Origin of the sequence: Actinoplanes sp. NPDC049802 (genome assembly GCF_040656595.1) — a bacterium.
Classification (GTDB): domain Bacteria; phylum Actinomycetota; class Actinomycetes; order Mycobacteriales; family Micromonosporaceae; genus Actinoplanes.
Map to the genome: position 1 here is coordinate 1 of NZ_JBFAMR010000111.1, position 18,249 is coordinate 18,249.

An 18,249-nucleotide genomic window follows, 5' to 3' on the forward strand; every position below is an offset into this window, starting at 1 on the left:
TGATTGAGGATCCCCCAGGACGGCCGCTCCGGGCCCCTGAACCGGGTCCCGCTCGCTCGCCCGTCTCCCTGGCGGCTCGGACAACATTACTCGCCGCCCCACGCAACTCCAAATCGGGGTCGGGCGACGGCGGTCACACCCAGGAAGCGGGCTGTCCGCCCCCACTTCGGCCGGCTCTCAGGGCACTCGTTGCGAGCGCCCTGAGAGCCGGCCGAAGGAGAGACCCGGGGCTCTGGAACGTGCGGGTCAGGGCAGCAACTCGACGCCGGCAAAGGTGCGCTTGCCGCGACGGAGCACCAGGAACCGGCCGTGCAGCAGGGCCGACTCCGGGATCACTGCCTCGCCGTCGGTGATCCGCTCGTTGTTGAGGTAGGCGCCGCCCTCGGCGATGGTGCGGCGGGCCTCGTTGGCCGAAGCCACCAGGCCGGCCTCCTTGAGCAGAACTCCCACAGGCGGGAGCTCACCGCGTACCGAATGAAGTCCGGCCTCGGCCAGGGCGGCGCGCAACGTGTCCGCGGAGAGTTCGTCCAGGGATCCCCGGCCGAAGAGAGCCTGGCTGGCCGCGACCGCCTGGCGTGCCTCCTCGGGGCCGTGCACCAGAGCGGTGAGCTCCTCGGCGAGGGCTCGCTGCGCGAGCCGGGCCTGGGGCCGCTCGGCGGTCGCCTTCTCCAGCTCCTCCAGCTCCTCGCGGGGTTTGAAGCTGAAGTAGCGCAGGTACTGGTTGACGTCGCGGTCGTCGCTGTTGATCCAGAACTGGTAGAAGGAGTACGGCGAGGTCATGGTGGGGTCGAGCCAGACGGCGCCGCCCTCGGTCTTGCCGAACTTGGTGCCGTCCGCCTTGAGGACCAGCGGGGTGACGAAGGCGTGCACCGGGCCGGCGCCGCGGCGGCGGACGAAGTCGACTCCGGCGGTGATGTTGCCCCACTGGTCGGAGCCGCCGAACTGGAGCGCGCAGCCGTGCTGGACGTGCAACTGGTAGAAGTCGTTGGACTGGAGCAGCTGGTAACTGAACTCGGTGAAGCTGATGCCGCTCTCCAGGCGGTTCCGCACGACGTCGCGGGCCAGCATCTTGTTGACCGGGAAATGCTTGCCGACGTCGCGCAGGAAGTCGATCACCGAGGTGGGGCCGGTCCAGTCCAGGTTGTTGACCAGGGTGGCGGCGTTGTCCCCGTCGTACGTCACGAACGGCGACAGTTGGGTGCGGATGTGCTGGACCCAGCTCTCCACCACCTCGGGCGGGTTGAGGCTGCGCTCGCTGGACTCGCGCGGGTCGCCGATCTGGCCGGTGGCGCCACCGACGAGCAGCAGCGGACGGTGGCCGGCGAGCTGGAGACGGCGGGCGGTGCAGACCTGCATGAGGTGACCGACGTGCAGGGAGGCGGCGGTGGGGTCGAAACCCACATAGAACGTGAGCGAGCCGCCGTCGAGCTTCTTGCGGAGCTCCTCGGGGTCGGTCGAGTCCTGGATCAGTCCACGCCACAGCAGGTCGTCTACGAGAGTCACATAACGGATTCTCCCGTACCGTGCGCCGGCAGGCGATGCTGGGTGCATGGGTCACCTTGGTAGCGCGAATCCCCCGATCGAGATCTCGAAGAAGAAGGCCGAGGCGCGGCTGGCGGCGGCGCAGGAGCGGCTGCTGCGGTTGCGGCTGCTCGTGGGCGGGCAGATCGGCCCTAAGAAGATCGGTCCGCCGTTGTGTGTGCTGTTCGAGGGCTGGGACGCGTCCGGGAAGGGCGGGGCGATCAAGCGGCTGGTGTCGCCGCTGGACCCGCGGCATGTGCGGGTGGCGCAGTTCGCCGCGCCCACCTACGACGAGAAGCGGCACCATTTCCTGCAGCGGTTCTGGACCGTGCTGCCCGGCAAGGGCGGGATGGCCGTGCTGGACCGGTCCTGGTACGGGCGGGTGCTGGTGGAGCGGGTCGAGGGTTTCGCGACCGGTGAGCAGTGGAAGCGGGCGTACGACGAGATCGTGGAGTTCGAGCGGACGCTGACCGCCGAGGGCATGATCCTGATCAAGTTCTGGATGCACGTGTCGAACGAGGAGCAGCTGCGCCGGTTCGAGAGCCGGCGCGACGATCCGCTGCGGTCGTGGAAGCTGACCGGTGAGGACTGGCGGAACCGGGAGAAGCGGGCTGAGTACATGTCGGCGGCCGAGGAGATGATCGACCGTACCGACCGGCCGCGGGCGCGCTGGCGGGTCATTCCGGGTGACGACAAGCCGTATGCGCGGTTCGCGGTGGTCGAGCACGTGTGTCATGTGCTGGAGACGAAGCTGGCGAAGCGCGGTTTCGACCTGGGTGCGGCGGATGAACCGGGGAACACCGGCACCTGACCGGCGTTTTGTAAAGATTAACGGCGAAATGCCCGATATGGTATGGGCCATGACCAGAAGCAGGAACACTCAGTCCCGCCTGCTCCGCGCGACCGGCCTGCTAGTGGGTCTCGCCGGGATCGCGGTGAGCACCGCCGGGCCGGCCGGCGCGACGCCGGCCGAGGAGGACCCGGTCGTCCAGGCCGAGCCGGTCGTCCAGGCCGAGCCGGTCGTCCAGGCCGAGCCGATCGCCCAGGCCCAGAGCACGACGGCCCAGAACATGACGGCCCAGAACATGACGGCCCAGACGACGGCGCAGACGGTGGTGGACCCGGCGGTGCAGGACCAGACGACGCGGAGCACGGCCGACGCCCGGCCCGGCTACCAGGCCACCTCGGTGGGCCTGGTCCGTAACGGCGGCCGTAAGGGGAGCCTCGCGATCGCGCTCCAGGGCGCCGGCAACGGCCACCTCCAGCAGATCTACCGCCTCGCCTCCAGCCCCGCCTTCCTGGCGCTGCGCCCGGCCTACCTACCGGCCAGCAAGGCCGGCAAGGCCCGCTACGAGGTGAAGGTCCAGTACCGCAACGGCCGGGAGAAGAAGGTCGTCACCTATGCCGGTGCCCCGGCGCCGCGGGTGCTGACCGACCTCATCCGCATGATCGAGCGGATGCCGCCGCCGAAGCTGCCGGCGGGTTTCCCGTTCAGCGGCGAGAACCCGTTCCCCAAGGGCTTCCCCTTCAACGACCGGGAATTCTGATCGAGCGGGCCTCCACAGGCGGAGGCCCGCTCTCTCATCCGGCCAGTTTGCGGGCCTCGGCCGGGCCCGCGGCGGCCACGGCCAGAGCCGCCAGCCGCCGGCAGTCCTCCTCGGTACGGGTGGCCAGCGCCGCCCGTACCGCCGGGAGCGCCCGCGGGGACATCGACAGGCTCGTCACGCCGAGCCCGACCAGCACCGGCGCGAGCAGCGGATCGGCCGCGGCCTCCCCGCACACCCCGACCGGTTTGCCGGCCGCCCGGCCCGCCTCGCCGCACAGACCGATGAGCTGCAGCAGCGCCGGCTGCCACGGATCCAGCAGGTCGGCCAGCGGCCCGCACATCCGGTCGGCGGCGAACGTGTACTGGCTCAGGTCGTTGGTGCCGATGCTCAGGAAGTCGACGACCTTCAGCAGTTCGGCGGCACGCAACGCTGCGGCCGGCACCTCGATCATGACGCCTGCCCGGGGCAGGCCGGCGTCGTGCACGGCGGCCGCGAACGCGGTCGCCTCGGCCACGGTGGAGACCATCGGGGCCATCACCCAGACGTCCGCGCCGGTCTCGGCACGGGCCTCGGCGATCGCCGCGAGCTGCGTGGCCAGCACTTCCGGGCGCTGCCGGGCCACGCGCAGACCGCGCACCCCCAGGGCCGGATTCGGCTCGCCCTCCTGGTTCAGGAACGGCAGCGGTTTGTCGGCGCCCGCGTCGAGGGTACGGATGACGACCCGCCGCCCGGCCATCGCCCGGAACACGTCCCGGTAGGCCGCGACCTGTTCCCCGTGTCCCGGCTCCTGAGCCCGGTCGAGGAAGAGCAGCTCGGTTCGGAACAGGCCCACCCCCTCGGCGTGGGCCTCGTCGGCGGCCGGGACGTTCTTGGCGGAGCCGACGTTGGCGAGGAGCTTGACGGCGTACCCGTCAGCGGTCCGGCCTGGACCGGTCAGACCGGAGGCCGCCGCGGTCACCTGGGCCGACGCCTCGATCGCGGCCTTGATCGTGGCCTCGTCGACGTCGGTCCGCACCTGGCCGGTGGCGCCGTCGACCAGCACCGGCGTGCCGTCCGGGACGGCGAGCACCCCGGGACAGGCGACCACCGCGGGCAGGCCCAGGGCGCGGGCCAGGATCGCGGTGTGGCTGGTCGGGCCGCCGATCTCGGTGACCAGCGCGATGACCTGTTCCGGGTCCAGGTCGGCGGTGTCCGCGGGGGCCAGGTCGCGGGCCGCCAGGACGTAGGGGTGGCCGGGCGACGGGACGCCCGGCATCGGCAGGCCGAGCAGCACTGCTACGGCCCGGTTCCGCAGGTCGTCGAGGTCGGCGACCCGTTCGGCGAGATAGCCGCCGGCGGCTTCGAAGGCCTCCCGGAAGGCGGCGAACGCGGCGTCGATCGCGTGCGCCGCGTCGTGGCCGGCCTCCACATGCTCGCGTACGCCTTCGCGCAGCGTCTCGTCGTCGGCCATCATCGCCTCGGCCCGCAGCACGTCGGTGACCGTGCTGTCGGCCGCCCGGTCGGCACGCCGTTCCAGGTCGGCGACCACTTCGGCGAGGGCGGCCTCGGCCCTGGCCACCTCGGCCTCCGGGTCGGTGACCGGGGTGGGGGCCGGCAGCGCCGGGACCTCCGCGATCCGCAACAGCGGACCGGCGGCGACCCCGGCGCAGACCCCGATGCCGATCAGCTCAGGCATGGGACCCTTCCTCGGCGTCCAGATCGCTGGCCAGCAGCGTGGCCAGACTGTCCAGGGCCTCGTCGGCGCCCTCCCCCTCGGCTTCGAGGATCACCTCGGTGCCCTGTTTGGCGCCGAGGGCGAGCACCGACAGCATGCTCTTGGCGGGCACCGGCTTGCGGTCTCCGGACCGGATGGTGACTTTGACCGGTGCTTTCGCGGCAGCCTCCACGAAGATCTTCGCGGGGCGGGCGTGCAGGCCGCTGGTGGATCCGACGGTCACCGTGCGGGTGGGCATAGCGAACTCCTCAGGGCTCGATGGTGACCTTGATGGCCTCGCCGCGGGCGACGATGCCGAAGGCGTCGATGGCGCTCTCCAGCGGCAGGCGATGGGTGATCAGGTCGGCCACCGGCACCGCGCCGGAGGCGACCAGGTTGAGCGCCTCGGCGTTGTGCGCCGGGCTGGACCCGTTGGCGCCCACGATCGTCAGCTCCCGGTAGTGCACCAGGTTCGAGTCGCAGGTGATGGTGGGCTTGTCCTTGGGCAGACCGCCGAAGAAGCTGATCCGGCCCTGCCGGGCGGCCATCTGGATGGCCTGCTCCTGCGCCTTGCCGGAGGCTGCCGCGGTGATGATGACGTCGGCGCCGCGGCCGTCGGTCAGCTTGAGGATCTCCTCGACCGGGTCGGTCTCCTCGGCGCAGATCGCGGCGTCCGGCTTGACCAGATCGGCGGCCATGTCCAGCCGCTGCCGGCTGAGCTCGACCAGGAACACCCGGGCGGCGCCGCGGGAGCGGGCCAGCCGGACGTGCAGGCACCCGATCGGGCCGGAGCCGACCACGACCACGTCGTCGCCGTCGCCGACGCGGGCCAGGTTCTGGGCGTTGAGCGCGCAGGCCAGCGGCTCGGCGACGGAGGCCTCGGCGAACGAGACGCCCTCCGGGATGCGGTTCAGGCCGTCGACCTTGAGGACCTCGCGGGGCACCACCATGTACTGGGCGAAGCCGCCCTCGAAGTGGTAGCCCATCGAGACCTGGTTCGGGCAGATCGTCATCCGGCCGCGCTCGCACTCGGCGCAGTCACCGCACGGGATGGCGGCGATCACCTGGACGCGGTCGCCCGCCGACCAGCCGTCGACGCCGTCCCCGACCTGGACGATCTCGCCGGCGATCTCGTGACCCATCACCCGCGGCGGGTGGATGTGGTGGTGACCGAACTTGGAGATCTTGACGTCGGTGCCGCAGGTGGAGCAGTTCCGCACCCGGATCTTGACTTCACCGGGACCGGCCTCGGGCTCGGGCGCGTCCTCGAAACGGACGTCGCCGGGAGCGTGGAATCGGACGACCTTCATTGCTTTGTTTCCTCCTGGATCGACCCGAGCAGCCGGATCACGGCGCCGGGTTCGGTGGCCTCACGCAGTTCGCGGGCCTGGTCCTCGTCGAGCAGGATCTCGGCGAGAGAGGCGAGCAGCTCGACATGCCCGTCTCCCCGGGCGGCGATGGCCACGCACACGGTGACCGGCTCGCCGCCCCAGTCCACGCCTTCCGGGAAGCGCAACACCGCGAGGGCGTCCCGCTTGACCAGGTCCTTGCCGGCGAGGGTGCCGTGCGGAATGGCGACCCCCTCGCCGACGTAGGTGGAGATCGACTGTTCCCGGGCGAGCATCGTGTCGACGTAGCCCGGGGCGACGGCGCCGATCTCCACGAGGGCCGCGCCGCAACGACGGATCGCGTCGTCGCGGTCGGCGGCCGTCTCGGTGAGCCGGATGGCCCGGGGGTCAAGCAGCTCAGACATTCAGATCCGTACCCTGCTGGATGGCCTTGACCACGCGGGTCACGGCCGGGTCGCCGAGGAAGATCTGGAACGGGATGATCGGCTTGTCCGGGGCGACCGAACGGGCGCGGGCGGCGAGGCCGCTGTGGCAGACCACCACGTCGGCGTCGGCCGGGATGGAGTTCACCGGGGTGTGTTCCACGGTCACCCCGGTCTTGCCGAGCTGCTTGCGGAGCGTACTGGCCAGCATCACGCTGCTGCCCATACCCGCGTCGCACGCGACGACCAGCTTGTGGATGTCCTTGCCGTTGATGGTTGCCATAGCGGTCCTCCTGGGTGGTCTACCTGGTGGTCAGGCGTTCTCTTTGGCGGTCTGGAGAGCCGGCTCCCCGGTGACCTCAGCCTCCTCGGCCGGCTCCTGGTCGGACTTGAGCTTTCCGAAACCGAGCAGCAGGGAGGCGACGCCGAAGGTCACGGCGGCCGCGATCACCACGCCGAGGATCATGCCGACGTGGCTGCCCTTCGCGGTCACCGCGAAGAAGGCGAAGATGCTGCCCGGGGCGGGCGAGGCGACGGTTCCGGCGCCGGTGATCATGAAGGTGGCGACACCGGCCATACCGCCGGCGATCATCGCGAGGATCAGGCGGGGCTTCATCAGCACGTACGGGAAGTAGATCTCGTGGATGCCGCCGAGGAAGTGGATGATCATCGCGGCCGGGGTGCTGGGACGCAGCGACCGCGGGCCGAAGAACAGGAACGCGGCAAGCAGGCCGAGACCGGGGCCGGGGTTCGACTCGATCATGAACAGGATCGACTTGCCCTGGTCCGCCACCTGCTGCACGCCCAGCGGGCTGAGCACACCGTGGTTGATGGCGTTGTTCAGGAACAGCACCTTGGCCGGCTCGACGAGCACCGAGGCCAGCGGCATCAGGCTGTGGTCGAGCAGGAAGTCGACGGCGTTACCGGCCGCCTCGCTGAGCCCGTCGACGACCGGGCCGATGCCGACCTTGCCGAGGATCGCGAAGGCGCCACCGATGATGCCGGCCGAGAAGTTGTCGACGAGCATCTCGAAGCCGGGACGGATCCGGCCCTGGACCAGGTTGTCGAAGAGCTTCATGACGTACGCGGTGAGCGGGGCGATGATCATCGCGCCGAGGAACATCGGGACGTCTGAGCCGACCACCACACCGATGGTGGCGACCGCACCGACGACCGCGCCGCGCTGGCCGTGCACCATCCGGCCGCCGGTGTAACCGATCAGGACCGGCAGCAGGTACGTGATCATCGGGCCGACGATCTCGGCCAGGCTCTCGTTCGGCAGCCAGCCCTTCGGAATGAACAGGGCCGTGATCAGACCCCAGGCGATGATCGCGCCGATGTTCGGCATGACCATGCCGGCGAGGTAGCCGCCGAACTTCTGGACCCGGGCTCTGAAGCCGGCTCCAGCAACCTCGGGGGTGTACGAAGATGCCATGAGGGGATCTCCATTTCAACGGAGGAGAATTAGTTCATCTTTTTTGCGTACATTTCCGGCCCACCACAACACGCGGGGGCGGAAAGTCAGGGGGTGTGGATCTCAGGATCGCGTCAGCGGGCGGGCAGGATCCGGCACGGGGAGGACACTCACGCACGTACGGTCCAGATCGGAGGGCCTCGGCATCCGGCTGCCCGGGAGGCTGACCGCGGCCGCGCCCCACGCCAGGCCTTCCACCAGTGCGGCGGTGCCGCGCGCACCGGCCGCGAGGAATCCGGCGAGCAGAGCGTCGCCGGCGCCGACCGTGCTGCGCGGGACGCTGACCGGGGAGACGCCGGCCAGCACGCCGTCCTCGTCGACCAGCACCGCGCCGTCGGCGCCGAGACTGGCCAGCACCGCGCCGGCGCCCGCGGCACGCAGCCGCCGGCAGGCGTCGATCACGTCGCCGAGGGTCTCCGGCTCGCGGCCGACCGCCTCGGCCAGTTCCTCCCGGTTGGGTTTGACCAGGGCGGCGCCGGCGGCGACACCGGCCAGCAGAGCCGGGCCGCTGCTGTCCACGGCGAGGCGGGCACCGGAGGCGACCAGCCGGCCGCAGAGGTCGCTGAACGCCGCGAGGCCCGGGCCGGGCGGCAGGCTGCCGCAGATGACCACCCAGTCGGCGGCCGCCGCGGCGATCAGCACCGCCTCGCTGATCTCGGCGAACTCGGCGTCGGAGAGAACCGGGCCGGCTTCGTTGATCTTCGTGACCGTGCCGTCCGGCTCGGCCAGGGTGATGTTGGAACGGGTCCGGCCGGCGATCGGCACGGCGAGCATGTCGACCCCCTCGGCCTTGAGCAGGTCGACCAGCTGTTCGCCCTCGGCGCCGCCGGTCGGCACGACTGCGGTGGACTGCACGCCGTTGGCGAGCAGCGCACGGGAGACGTTGACGCCCTTGCCGCCGGGATCGATGTGAGAGGCGCCGGCCCGCAGCACCTCGCCGCGGGTCAGAACGTCGACCTCGAGGGCCCGGTCGACGCTGGGATTGAGGGTGACGGTGAGGATCATGCTGTTTCCCCCTCCCGGGGAACAATGGCGCAGACGGGTACGGGCGCGAACGGCCGAAGGGGGTTCATGCCCGCACCACTCGGACTCCGGTGGCCTCGACCTCGGCGGCGAGATCGTGGTCCAGCCCGTTGTCGGTGATCAGCAGGTCGAGTTCGGAGAGGGCGCCGAACTTGGCCAGGTAGTCGTTACCGATCTTGGTGTGGTCGGCGAGGAGTACGACCCGGCGGGCGGCGGCGATCATCGCCCGCTTGACCGCCGCCTCGGCCGGGTCCGGAGTGGTCATGCCGCGCTCCACGGTGCACCCGTTGGCGCCCATGAAGGCGACGTCCACATGCATGTCGGCGAGCGGGCGCAGTGCCCAGTCGTCCACGGTGGCCAGGGTCTTGCCGCGCACCCGGCCGCCGAGCAGCAGGACCGTGAGATTCGGCTTGAGACCGAGGGCCGCGGCCAGCACCGGCGAGTTGACCACCACGGTCAGCTCGCGGTCGGCGGGCAGCAGCTGAGCCAGACGAGCCGTGGTGGTGCCGGCGTCCAGGATGATCGCGCCGTCCTCCGGCACCTCGGCGAGCGCGGCCTTGGCGATCCGCTCCTTCTCGCTGATCAGCACGGCGTCCCGGGTGGCGAGGGCGGGCTCGAAACCCAGCCGCTCCACCGGGATCGCCCCGCCGTGGACCCGGCGCAGCACGCCGGACCGCTCCAGCACCGTCAGATCGCGGCGGATCGTCTCGGCGGTCACCCCGAAGGTCTCGGCCAGCGCGACGACGTCGACCCGGCCTTCGGCGCGGGCACGGCGCACTATCTCCTGCTGGCGTTCCTCCGCGTACATCTTCACCACCCGGTTCGTTTTGGCTTTGTCTTTGTTTACGCCCGCTTCTGCCCGAGCGCAATATGTCGACGAGATTTCCATCTCCTTTCGGGCCGAGTGGCCCGGCGAAGGAGCAGCAGAAACAGGGCAGAACGGAAAGACGGCGCACAAACACCGGATGCCCGTTTGTGTTTGGGTTGCCTGTCAGGCGAGGTGCCGCTCCACGGCGAAGATCCGCTCACGCGTGCCGTGCAGAACGAGCAGACCGCCCTCCGGGACGGTCGCCTCCACCGGAACCGGCGCGACCCGCCGGCGGCACAGCTCACCGAACAGGTCCCGGACCGTCCCGGGGTCGGCGCGAACCGCGGCGGGACGACCGGCGCCGAACGAGTCCCCGGCGATCCGCAGCGCCCGTTCCCGGTCCGCGGCCGTCTCCTCGGCCATTCCACAGGCGTCCTCGGTCACGCCATAGGCGGACAGAATCGGCCGGGCCGAACAGGCGCTGTCCCGGATCAGCAGAAAACAGCCGGCGCCGGATGCGGCACGGCGTTCCAGTTCGTACAGGATCCGCACGTCGTCGGGACGGCTCAGCGCGTCGGCGGCGCGGCCCGGGGCGAGCCAGAGCAGGTCACCGCCGCCGCAAGCGCCCGGATCCGCCTCGGCAGCGAAATAGTCGGCGCGCTCCGGCCAGCCCTGCCACGAATAGCCGGTGAACCCCAGCCACGGGCCGAGCCGGACACGCAGACCGGTGGATTCGGAAACCGCCCGGACGGCGGCCGCGGTCATGTGCTCCCCCGGCCGGATCCGCCCCTTCGGAAAACACCAGTCGCCGGTCGCCGCGCGTACCACGGCGACCTCCCGCGCCATTCCCGCGCCACGCCACAGCACAGCGCCGGCCGTCATCACGGGCGCGGAGAACGACGGTCCGAAATCCACCGGCCCACGGTAGGCCTTGCCGGGATTGATCGGATTTACCCCGGAGAGTGACTACCCCCGGTAGGGCGGCAGACCGAGGGTCTTGCGGATCGCGGCCTGCACGTCCTCCACCGCCGGACGGCCGTCCACGTCGTGCACGACCTCCTTGCGCCGGAACAGCTCCAGCACCGGGCGGGTCTTCTCGTGGTAGTCGGTCAACCGGGCCTCCAGGGCCTCCGGGGTGTCGTCCGCCCGGGTGATCAGCCCGTGACCGCAGATGTCGCAGCGGCCCTCCGTCTCGGGACGGTCGGCGATCAGGTTGTAGTCCATGCCGCAGTTCGGGCAGAGGCGGCGGCTGAGCACCCGGCGGCGCACCTCGTCGTCCGGCAACTCCAGGTGGATCACCGCGTCGATGTCGTAGCTCTCCATGAAGAACTCGGCCTGCCGGCCGTTGCGCGGGAACCCGTCGATGATGAAACCGTAGTTCCAGTCGTGGATGCCCATCCGGTTGCGCACCACCTGCTCGACCAGGTCGTCACTGACCAGTTCACCGGCCGCCATGGCCCGCTTGACCTGGGCGCCCATCTTGGTGTGCTGCCGCACGTGCCAGCGGAAGATGTCGCCGACACTGATGTGCACCAGGTCGAGGTCCTCCCGCAACATCTTCGCCTGGGTGCCCTTGCCGCTGCCCTGCACGCCCATGATCACGTACTTGCGCATTGGGTCTCCTGGAAGCTCAGTCCGCGGCGCCTATGCGCAGCGGGCCGGGCGCGCGCCCGGACAAGGTCGTCGGATCGATGCTCCAGGCGCCGGCCACCCGGAACACATCCCGCTCGGCGACCAGCACGGACGCCTCCGGGTCAAGCTCGCCGGGCAGGCCGGCGTCCCGCTCGGCCGGATCGGGCACGCCGAACCACGACGTCACCTCGCCGGTCCGCCCCACATATCCGAAGGCCCGCAACAGCTCGCCCCGCACGGCCCGCTGCCAGCGGTGCAGCTCGGTGACCCGGTGCGTGGCGAAATACTGCACCTCGGCGCCCAGGGTGGCGGACAGCGCGGCGACGTCCGGCGCCGCGCTCATCAGCCGGCGGCCGACGGCGAGCACCCAGCGGGTGTCCCGGGCGCCGGGCAGCGGCGGGGTGAGCGCCACCCGGTCGTCGCAGAGATGGGCCAGGTCCAGGCCGTCCCGCCAGGGTGCGGCGCCGAGGTCGCGCAACTCCAGAGCGGCGAGGACCGCCTCCGGGTCGCCGCCGGCCACCGCGAGCCACGCCTGCTTGCCGCCGAACCCGGTCATGACGTCGAGATTCATGCCGCAGACGCTATCGTCACGGCCAGCCGTAGTTACGGCGCAGAATCGCCGCGACCCGGTCGAACCGTGGCCGGTCCAGGATGGCCCCCTCCCGGCGGATGCCGTCCTCGTCCACCTCCAGGACGCGGTCCAGGCGGATCCAACTCGGACGGGCGGAGCGATCCCAGTCGCCGGGGCCGAGCGCCATCCAGTGGCGCTGGCCGTCGCGGTCGCTCTGGCTGGAGAGCATCAGCCCGAGCAGGGTACGCGCGTCGCGTCCCACCACCAGAACGGGCCGGTCCTTGCCCTGGTTCGGATCGTCCTCGTACGGGACCCAGGTCCAGACGATCTCGCCGGGGTCGGCGTCACCGTCCAGATCGGGCGCGTACGCGAGGTGGCGGCCCTGGCCCGGGGCCAGCACCGCACGCGGCTTCGCCGTGGGGCGAGGCGCGGAGGGCCGCGGAGCGGGCGCCTCGGGAGCCGGGGTCGCGGCAGGCGGGACCGGCTGCCGTTCCGGCGCGCCCGCAAGCCGCCGGAGCCAGGCTTTCAGCAAATCGAGCACCGCGACACCTTACGGCCGATCGGCCTCGACCGAACAGGGCCAAGATCCCACTCTGCGGCGAAGGCCGGCCGCGCGACCGGGGCTCAGCCCTCCACCCGCCGGCGCAGCAGGTCGTACAGTTGCTGGTCCTTGACCGCGCTGTAGAGCGTCGGGCCGGCGCTGGTCAGAATCACGAACGGACAGGCCCGGTCGCCGCCGGTCAGCGCCGTCCCGGCCACCTCGCGGCGCGTCGCCACCTCGTAGACGGTCAACCTGTACCTGCCCTCCACCAGCGACAACGTCCGATCGCCGGATTTGCAGTCACGGATCGGCCGCCCCGGACCGGTCAGGTCGAGGCAGGCGACCAGCTGCGCCCGCCGCGGCGCCGGCGCCCACGTGCGGCGCTGCGCGGCCGATCCGCCGTAGGCCGCGCGGTTCAGCGTCCGGGTGAACCGGCCGTCCGCGCTCAGCGACTCACGCACGCTGATCATCACCGGGTGCGGGCCGTCGCCACGGTACTTCGGCGCCGCCGGGAAGTAGGTGTCACCGCACACCCGGTCGAGGTCGTCGTCGGCGCGCACCGGCTGGTCGCTCGCCCGCGGCCCGGCCGCCGCCTCCACCCCGCCGCCCGCGGAGGGCACGGCTTGCGGCGCCGCCCGCGTGGGCCGCGACGGGCCGGAGAAGTCCACGAACCGGACGGCCGCCGCGCCCAGACAGCCGACCAGGACCAGCGCGACCACCGACGGGATCACCCGGCCGCCGCGCCACCCGGGCCGTTTCTTTTCAGCAACCTCATCCGTACGCGTGACGCCCGGCCCACCGGCCAAGGGCACTTCCGGCCCGGCCGGGACCGCGTCGAAGCTCCGCACGCCGGCCCCACCGACCGCCGCAAGCCGCGCGCCCAGTCCCGAGCCGTCGCCCGGCTCGCCCGGCTCCGGCGTTTCCCCTGCTTCCCGCATCGTCCGCTCCCTGCCCCGCTCCCGGGACGACGAACTATATCGATGTGAACCGGCGATCGCACCGCTGAACCCGATCGCGGCGGTCACTGAGACACGCGAAGGACCGGGACGGTTAGGATCGGCGACGTGCAGACACCCGACCCCCGCGGGAGATCGGCCGGCAGATCTTGACCGCCGATCCGGTGGCGGCACGGGTCGCGCGTACCTCTGGAGAAGTGCCGTGAGCACCGACTGGAGGGACCTTCCGGCGTCGGCAGTGGACGAGGCCGCGCGGCGGCTGCTCGGCTGGCGGATCAGCGCGAACTCGGTGACCGTGCGGCTCACCGAGGTGGAGGCCTACAGCGGCCTCGGCGAAGACCCGGCCAGCCACGCCCATCGCGGCCGGACCAGCCGTAACGCGGTGATGTTCGGTCCCGCCGGCCGGCTGTACGTCTACCAGATCTACGGCATGCACTTCTGCGCCAACGTGGTCTGCGGCGAGACCGGGAAGGCGGCGGCCGTGCTGCTGCGCGCCGGCGAGGTGGTCGACGGGATCGAGCCGGCGCGGGCCCGGCGGCCGGCCGCCCGCCGCGACACCGACCTGGCCGCCGGCCCGGCCAAGCTGATGCAGGTGCTCGCCCTCACCCGGGAGGCCGACGGCACGCCGCTGTTCGGCGGTGGCCCGGCCGTGCTGACCCCACCGGACGTGCCGGTGGGGCCGATCTCGGCCGGGCCGCGGGTCGGGGTGACGTCGGCGCACGACGTGCCGTGGCGGTTCTGGATCACCGGCGACCCGACGGTCAGCGTGTACCGGCGGCACACTCCGCGGGCCCGGTCCGGAAGACCGTGAGCCGCTGGGTGGCACGGGTCAGCGCCACGTAGAGGTCGTTGACGCCGCGCCGCGACCCGGCGCGGATCTCCTTCGGGTCCACCAGCACCACCCGGTCGAACTCCAGGCCCTTGGCCTGCGTGACGGTCAGCAGGACGGCCGGCTCCTCCACGTCCCGGCCCAGGTCCGGCAGCGCCGCCGCCACCTCCGCGAACCGTCCGGCCGCGACGATCACGGCGAGGCTGCCACCGCCGGACTCGGCGGCCACGACCGCGGCCAGGCCGGTCAGGTCGCCGGTCAGCTCACGCGGTTCCACACCGGACGAGCGAACCGGATGCGGCAGCTCCACCTCGGGAAGCATCCGTCCGGCGTACGCCATGATCTCCGCCGGGGTGCGGTAGCTGACCGTCAGCGCGGCCAGTCGCCACCGGTCCGCCACGTACGGGGTGAGCACCTCGGACCAGGACTCGGCGCCCGCCCGCGCGCCGGTCTGCGCCAGATCGCCGACCACCGTCATGGACCGGCTCGGGCAGCGGCGCATCAGCATCCGCCACGCCATCGCGCTGAGCTCCTGCGCCTCGTCGACGATCACGTGCCCGTACGCCCACGAGCGGTCCTCCACGGCCCGCTCGGCGGCCGGCCGCCAGTCCCGGTCGGCCAGCCGTTCGGCGAGCATGTCGGCCTCCATCACGTCGGCGATGTTCGGGATCTCGGCCTCGTCGTCGGCCTCCGCCTCGTACGACTTGGAGCCGGCCGTGATGTCCAGGACGCCCTGCGCGTAGTCGAGCCGTTTCCGCAGTTCCCGGGCCGCCGCCGCACGGGCCGGCCGGTCGTCCTCGCCGAGCAGTTCGGCGGCCTCGTCGAGCAGCGGCACGTCGGCCGGCGTCCAGCCGCCGCCCGGTTCACGGCGCAGCCCGGCCCGGTCCGTGGTGGCGTACAGGTCGTCGAGGAATCGCTGCGGGGTGAGCACCGGCCACAGGTCGTCGAGCACCGCCCGCACGCCCGGGTCGGCGGCCAGGTCGTCGCGGAGGTCGGCCAGGTCCGTGGCGTCCAGCAGGTTCCGTTCGCCCGGCGCGTCGTCCTCGCCCAGCGGATCGTCCCAGAACGGGTCGTCGCCGATCCGCTCGGCGACCTGCGCGGCCAGCACGTCCAGGATCCCGTCCACGAAGATCGGCCGGGCCGGGTTGTGCAGCCGTCCCGAGGCCCGCGCCCGCCGCCGGGCCGGCTCGCACGCCGCCGCGTCCAGCCGCAGCACATGCCGGTCCACCACGATCTCGATGGGCTCCGCGGGCACCCGCTGCCGGTCGCGGACCGCCGCCGCCACGAACTCCACCATCTCCGCCCGGCCCTTCACCTCGGCCACCTCGTCCGGCTCGGTGCGCCGCGCCACCACCCCGGGGAACAGGTCGCCCGGCGTGGCCAGCACCACCCCGGTCTCCGCGAGCGACGGCAGCACCTGCGAGATGTACCGCAGGAACGTCGGGTTCGGACCGACGATCAGCACCCCACGGGAACTGAACCGCTCCCGGTGGGTGTAGAGCAGGTACGCCGCCCGGTGCAGCGCCACCGCCGTCTTACCGGTGCCCGGCCCGCCCTGCACCACCAGCACTCCCCCGGCCGGCGACCGGATCACCTGGTCCTGCTCGGCCTGGATCGTCTCCACGATGTCGCGCATCCGGCCGGTCCGGTGCGCGTCCAGCGCCGCCATCAGGGCGGCCTCGCCGACCAGCGCGCCACCCGCGGCGGCTGCCGCGACATCCGGATCGAGGACCTCGTCGTCCAGCCCGGTGACGGTACGGCCACGCGTGCGGATGTGGCGGCGACGGGCGACACCGTACGGGGTGACGGCGGTGGCCACGTAGAACGGCCGGGCGGCCGGGGCACGCCAGTCGACGAGCAGCGGATCCTCGGTGTCGTGGATGCCGATCCGGCCGATGTGCAGCGGCTCGCCGTCGTGCGGGTCGATCCGGCCGAAGCACAGGCCGGCCTCGACCGCGTCGTACCGCGCCAGGCGCTCGGCGTGGGCACGGGCGGCGGCGTCCCGCTGGGATCGCGCCTCCGGTGTGCCGCCCGGCCGGCGCCAGATCTCGGTGAGACGGGTGCGCTCCCGGTCCCGCATCTCGTCGAGCCGGGTGTAGATCGCGGTGACGTGGCGCTGCTCCTCGGCGAAAACCTCCGCGGATTCGGCGGTGGAAACGCTTGACAGACTTGACACCCGTACCTCCAAGCCTTATTCTGAAATTGGAATTCTCTGCTTGGCGTGACTATTTCCGCGCAGAGAATTTTCAGAATACTCTTCTCGCCTCAGTTCAGCAGCCTCTTCAGCGCTGCCGCGTCCGCGCGCCACCGCGGCTCCTCCAGCAACGGCGGCGGCGCCACCGGCAACTGGCCGTCCGCTCCGGCGTCGTCGGGATAGCGGGCGATCACGTGACTGTGCAGATGCTCGCCGGCCTGCCCCAGAGTCAGATAGTTGAGCTTGGCCGGGCGGAAACAGTCCCGGATCGTCCGCGCCACCGTCAGCATCTCGCGGTGATAGAGGTCCGACTCCACCGGGCTCAGATCGATCGGCTCCACCACGTGCCGGCCGCGCCACACCACGATCGCGTGGCCCCGCACGTACGCGTGACGGGCGAAATAGGTGTCGGTGACCCGGCCCGACCAGACCCGCACACCGAACTCGGTCTCCTCCCGCCGCTCACCGCACCAGCCGCACCAGTCCTCCGCCGCCATCCCGGAACCATAAACGATCCTCGATCGATTCTGGGGGCGTCACCACAGCGACTGCGAGCGCCACCGCTGGTTCGGGTTGCCTGCGCAGGTCTTCAACCGGACCGTGCCCCGCTTCCGGTCCGCGCTCAGCGCGTTCTGGGTGACACACCGGCCGTTGCGGTCGCCGTACTGGAGAACCGTGGTGAACCACCACTTCTGCCGCCCGCCCTGCTCGTCGCAGGCCGCGATCCGGATCTTCGCGCCGTGGACGGTGCTGTCCGGCTGCACACAGTCCAGGCCCACCCGCAGCACACCGGTGCTGGTCAGAAAGAACTTCTGAGACGGGTTCGCCCGGTCGCAGACCGCCGTGGCGACGACCGTGCCGATCGGGCCGCCGGTCAGGCACAGGTTCGGAGCCTGCCCGGAGACGAGCAGTCCCTGATGCAACGGCGGCGGCCCGGGAACGGCGGCCACCGGCGTGGCCGGCGCGGCCAACAGCAGGGCGGCCATCACGAGCGAAACGAGCACACGACAGACAGGCATCGTCCCAGGGTAGGACAAATCGCCCCGCTCGGGTGGCGGTTCACCGGAGAAGCCCTCCTGGTCGGAAACGGCCCCGGGGCGACAGGGCGGACACTAGCGTCAGCGGTGATGATCTCGCGTCGCGGTCTGTTGCTGCTGAGTCTGATGTGTGCGGTCGGCGTGCTGTGGTCGGCCGTGCTGATCGTGTCCCTCGCGTTCGGGGCCCGGCCGGTGATCGCCGAGATCGCCGTCGGGTTCGGGGCGATCCTGACCGTGCCGCCGTTCGCCGCCGGCATCCTGGCGAACCGGCGCGGGTACCAGACCCGCGGGCCGCGACGGTTCTGGAGCCTGGCGTCGTGGGTGCCGCCGCACGTGCCGATCTGGGCCGCCGTCGCCGCGGCACTGGCCTTCTCCGGGTTCTGGCTGGCGCTCGTCCTGGCGTTCGTCGCCCTGGACGGGACACCCGACATCCGCGACGGACGGCACGTGCTCGTCGACCACGACCAGGTGGTGGAGGTCAGCGCATCGGAGTACCGGCGGCAGCTCGACCACGAGACGCAGATCTCGCTGTCGGTGCTGGGGGCCTTCGCCGTGGGCGGGACGTTCCTGTGCGCGGCCCGGGCCACCGACCACGAGGAGGCCTGAGCCCGTTCGGAGTGTGTGGGGTTCGGGTGCGGTACGCACCCGAACC

21 protein-coding genes are annotated in these 18,249 nt (G+C 71.6%); 4 read left to right on the plus strand and 17 right to left on the minus strand.

From position 1 onward, the window contains the following. Positions 1-246 precede the first annotated feature (246 nt). The gene (gene tyrS, locus AB0I88_RS38345; protein WP_361036665.1) at positions 247-1,503 is read right to left on the minus strand and encodes a tyrosine--tRNA ligase; all 1,257 of its coding nucleotides are present in this window, start codon (positions 1,501-1,503) and stop codon (positions 247-249) included. A 46-nt stretch (positions 1,504-1,549) separates the two neighbouring features. Between tyrS and AB0I88_RS38350 the strand changes: the two genes are divergently transcribed. Together AB0I88_RS38350 and AB0I88_RS38355 are read left to right on the plus strand one after the other, a co-directional pair. Next, positions 1,550-2,332, plus strand: coding sequence for a UDP-galactose-lipid carrier transferase (locus tag AB0I88_RS38350; RefSeq protein ID WP_361036667.1), 783 nt, complete (start codon positions 1,550-1,552; stop codon positions 2,330-2,332). 49 nt (positions 2,333-2,381) lie between these two features. Then, complete coding sequence (locus AB0I88_RS38355; protein WP_361036669.1) at positions 2,382-3,068, plus strand: hypothetical protein; 687 nt, start codon at positions 2,382-2,384, stop codon at positions 3,066-3,068. A gap of 34 nt (positions 3,069-3,102) precedes the next feature. On the opposite strand, the gene ptsP is transcribed toward AB0I88_RS38355, so the two are convergent. From ptsP to AB0I88_RS38420, 13 genes are all read right to left on the minus strand, one after another. Further along, positions 3,103-4,743, minus strand: a complete 1,641-nt coding sequence (gene ptsP, locus AB0I88_RS38360) for a phosphoenolpyruvate--protein phosphotransferase (RefSeq protein WP_361036671.1) — start codon at positions 4,741-4,743, stop codon at positions 3,103-3,105. Next, positions 4,736-5,020, minus strand: a complete 285-nt coding sequence (locus AB0I88_RS38365; protein WP_361036673.1) for an HPr family phosphocarrier protein — start codon at positions 5,018-5,020, stop codon at positions 4,736-4,738. Before AB0I88_RS38365 ends, ptsP begins: the two co-directional genes overlap by 8 nt. A 10-nt stretch (positions 5,021-5,030) precedes the next feature. Next, on the minus strand, positions 5,031-6,071 hold the full coding sequence (locus AB0I88_RS38370; RefSeq protein WP_361036675.1) for a zinc-dependent dehydrogenase: 1,041 nt from the start codon (positions 6,069-6,071) through the stop codon (positions 5,031-5,033). Beyond that, on the minus strand, positions 6,068-6,514 hold the full coding sequence (locus AB0I88_RS38375) for a PTS sugar transporter subunit IIA (RefSeq protein WP_361036677.1): 447 nt from the start codon (positions 6,512-6,514) through the stop codon (positions 6,068-6,070). Before AB0I88_RS38375 ends, AB0I88_RS38370 begins: the two co-directional genes overlap by 4 nt. Further along, entirely contained in the window at positions 6,507-6,815 is a 309-nt protein-coding gene (locus AB0I88_RS38380) for a PTS lactose transporter subunit IIB (RefSeq protein ID WP_361036679.1), read from the minus strand. The genes AB0I88_RS38375 and AB0I88_RS38380 overlap by 8 nt, the downstream gene beginning before the upstream one ends. Before the next feature lie 30 nt (positions 6,816-6,845). Continuing rightward, positions 6,846-7,967, minus strand: coding sequence for a PTS mannitol transporter subunit IICB (locus AB0I88_RS38385; protein WP_361036681.1), 1,122 nt, complete (start codon positions 7,965-7,967; stop codon positions 6,846-6,848). 102 nt (positions 7,968-8,069) lie between these two features. Further along, positions 8,070-9,011, minus strand: coding sequence for a 1-phosphofructokinase (pfkB, locus tag AB0I88_RS38390; protein WP_361036683.1), 942 nt, complete (start codon positions 9,009-9,011; stop codon positions 8,070-8,072). A gap of 64 nt (positions 9,012-9,075) precedes the next feature. Beyond that, positions 9,076-9,837 (minus strand): DeoR/GlpR family DNA-binding transcription regulator, encoded by a 762-nt coding sequence (locus AB0I88_RS38395; RefSeq protein WP_361036706.1) that lies wholly within the window; start codon positions 9,835-9,837, stop codon positions 9,076-9,078. Positions 9,838-10,020: 183 nt separating this feature from the next. After that, positions 10,021-10,752, minus strand: a complete 732-nt coding sequence (locus tag AB0I88_RS38400) for an NUDIX domain-containing protein (RefSeq protein ID WP_361036685.1) — start codon at positions 10,750-10,752, stop codon at positions 10,021-10,023. Positions 10,753-10,803: 51 nt separating this feature from the next. Further along, a complete protein-coding gene (locus AB0I88_RS38405; protein ID WP_361036687.1) occupies positions 10,804-11,451 on the minus strand; it encodes a nucleoside monophosphate kinase in 648 nt (215 codons plus the stop codon). Between the two features lie 16 nt (positions 11,452-11,467). After that, positions 11,468-12,040 (minus strand): hypothetical protein, encoded by a 573-nt coding sequence (locus AB0I88_RS38410; protein ID WP_361036690.1) that lies wholly within the window; start codon positions 12,038-12,040, stop codon positions 11,468-11,470. 16 nt (positions 12,041-12,056) lie between these two features. Next, on the minus strand, positions 12,057-12,581 hold the full coding sequence (locus AB0I88_RS38415; RefSeq protein ID WP_361036692.1) for a type II toxin-antitoxin system PemK/MazF family toxin: 525 nt from the start codon (positions 12,579-12,581) through the stop codon (positions 12,057-12,059). Between the two features lie 83 nt (positions 12,582-12,664). Continuing rightward, the gene (locus AB0I88_RS38420; protein ID WP_361036694.1) at positions 12,665-13,519 is read right to left on the minus strand and encodes a hypothetical protein; all 855 of its coding nucleotides are present in this window, start codon (positions 13,517-13,519) and stop codon (positions 12,665-12,667) included. A 220-nt stretch (positions 13,520-13,739) separates the two neighbouring features. Between AB0I88_RS38420 and AB0I88_RS38425 the strand changes: the two genes are divergently transcribed. Beyond that, entirely contained in the window at positions 13,740-14,348 is a 609-nt protein-coding gene (locus AB0I88_RS38425; RefSeq protein WP_361036696.1) for a DNA-3-methyladenine glycosylase, read from the plus strand. Here the strand turns inward: AB0I88_RS38425 and AB0I88_RS38430 are convergent. From AB0I88_RS38430 to AB0I88_RS38440, 3 genes are all read right to left on the minus strand, one after another. Next, entirely contained in the window at positions 14,299-16,542 is a 2,244-nt protein-coding gene (locus tag AB0I88_RS38430) for an ATP-binding domain-containing protein (protein ID WP_361036698.1), read from the minus strand. The genes AB0I88_RS38425 and AB0I88_RS38430 overlap by 50 nt on opposite strands. Positions 16,543-16,631: 89 nt before the next feature. Then, positions 16,632-17,057: an HIT domain-containing protein gene (locus tag AB0I88_RS38435; RefSeq protein WP_361036700.1), complete on the minus strand. Its 426-nt coding sequence runs from the start codon at positions 17,055-17,057 to the stop codon at positions 16,632-16,634. A gap of 39 nt (positions 17,058-17,096) precedes the next feature. Continuing rightward, positions 17,097-17,579 carry an RICIN domain-containing protein gene (locus AB0I88_RS38440; protein WP_361036702.1) on the minus strand — a complete coding sequence of 161 codons (483 nt, stop codon included), beginning with the start codon at positions 17,577-17,579 and terminating at the stop codon, positions 17,097-17,099. A 108-nt stretch (positions 17,580-17,687) separates the two neighbouring features. Between AB0I88_RS38440 and AB0I88_RS38445 the strand changes: the two genes are divergently transcribed. Continuing rightward, complete coding sequence (locus AB0I88_RS38445) at positions 17,688-18,203, plus strand: hypothetical protein (RefSeq protein WP_361036704.1); 516 nt, start codon at positions 17,688-17,690, stop codon at positions 18,201-18,203. Positions 18,204-18,249 lie beyond the last annotated feature (46 nt).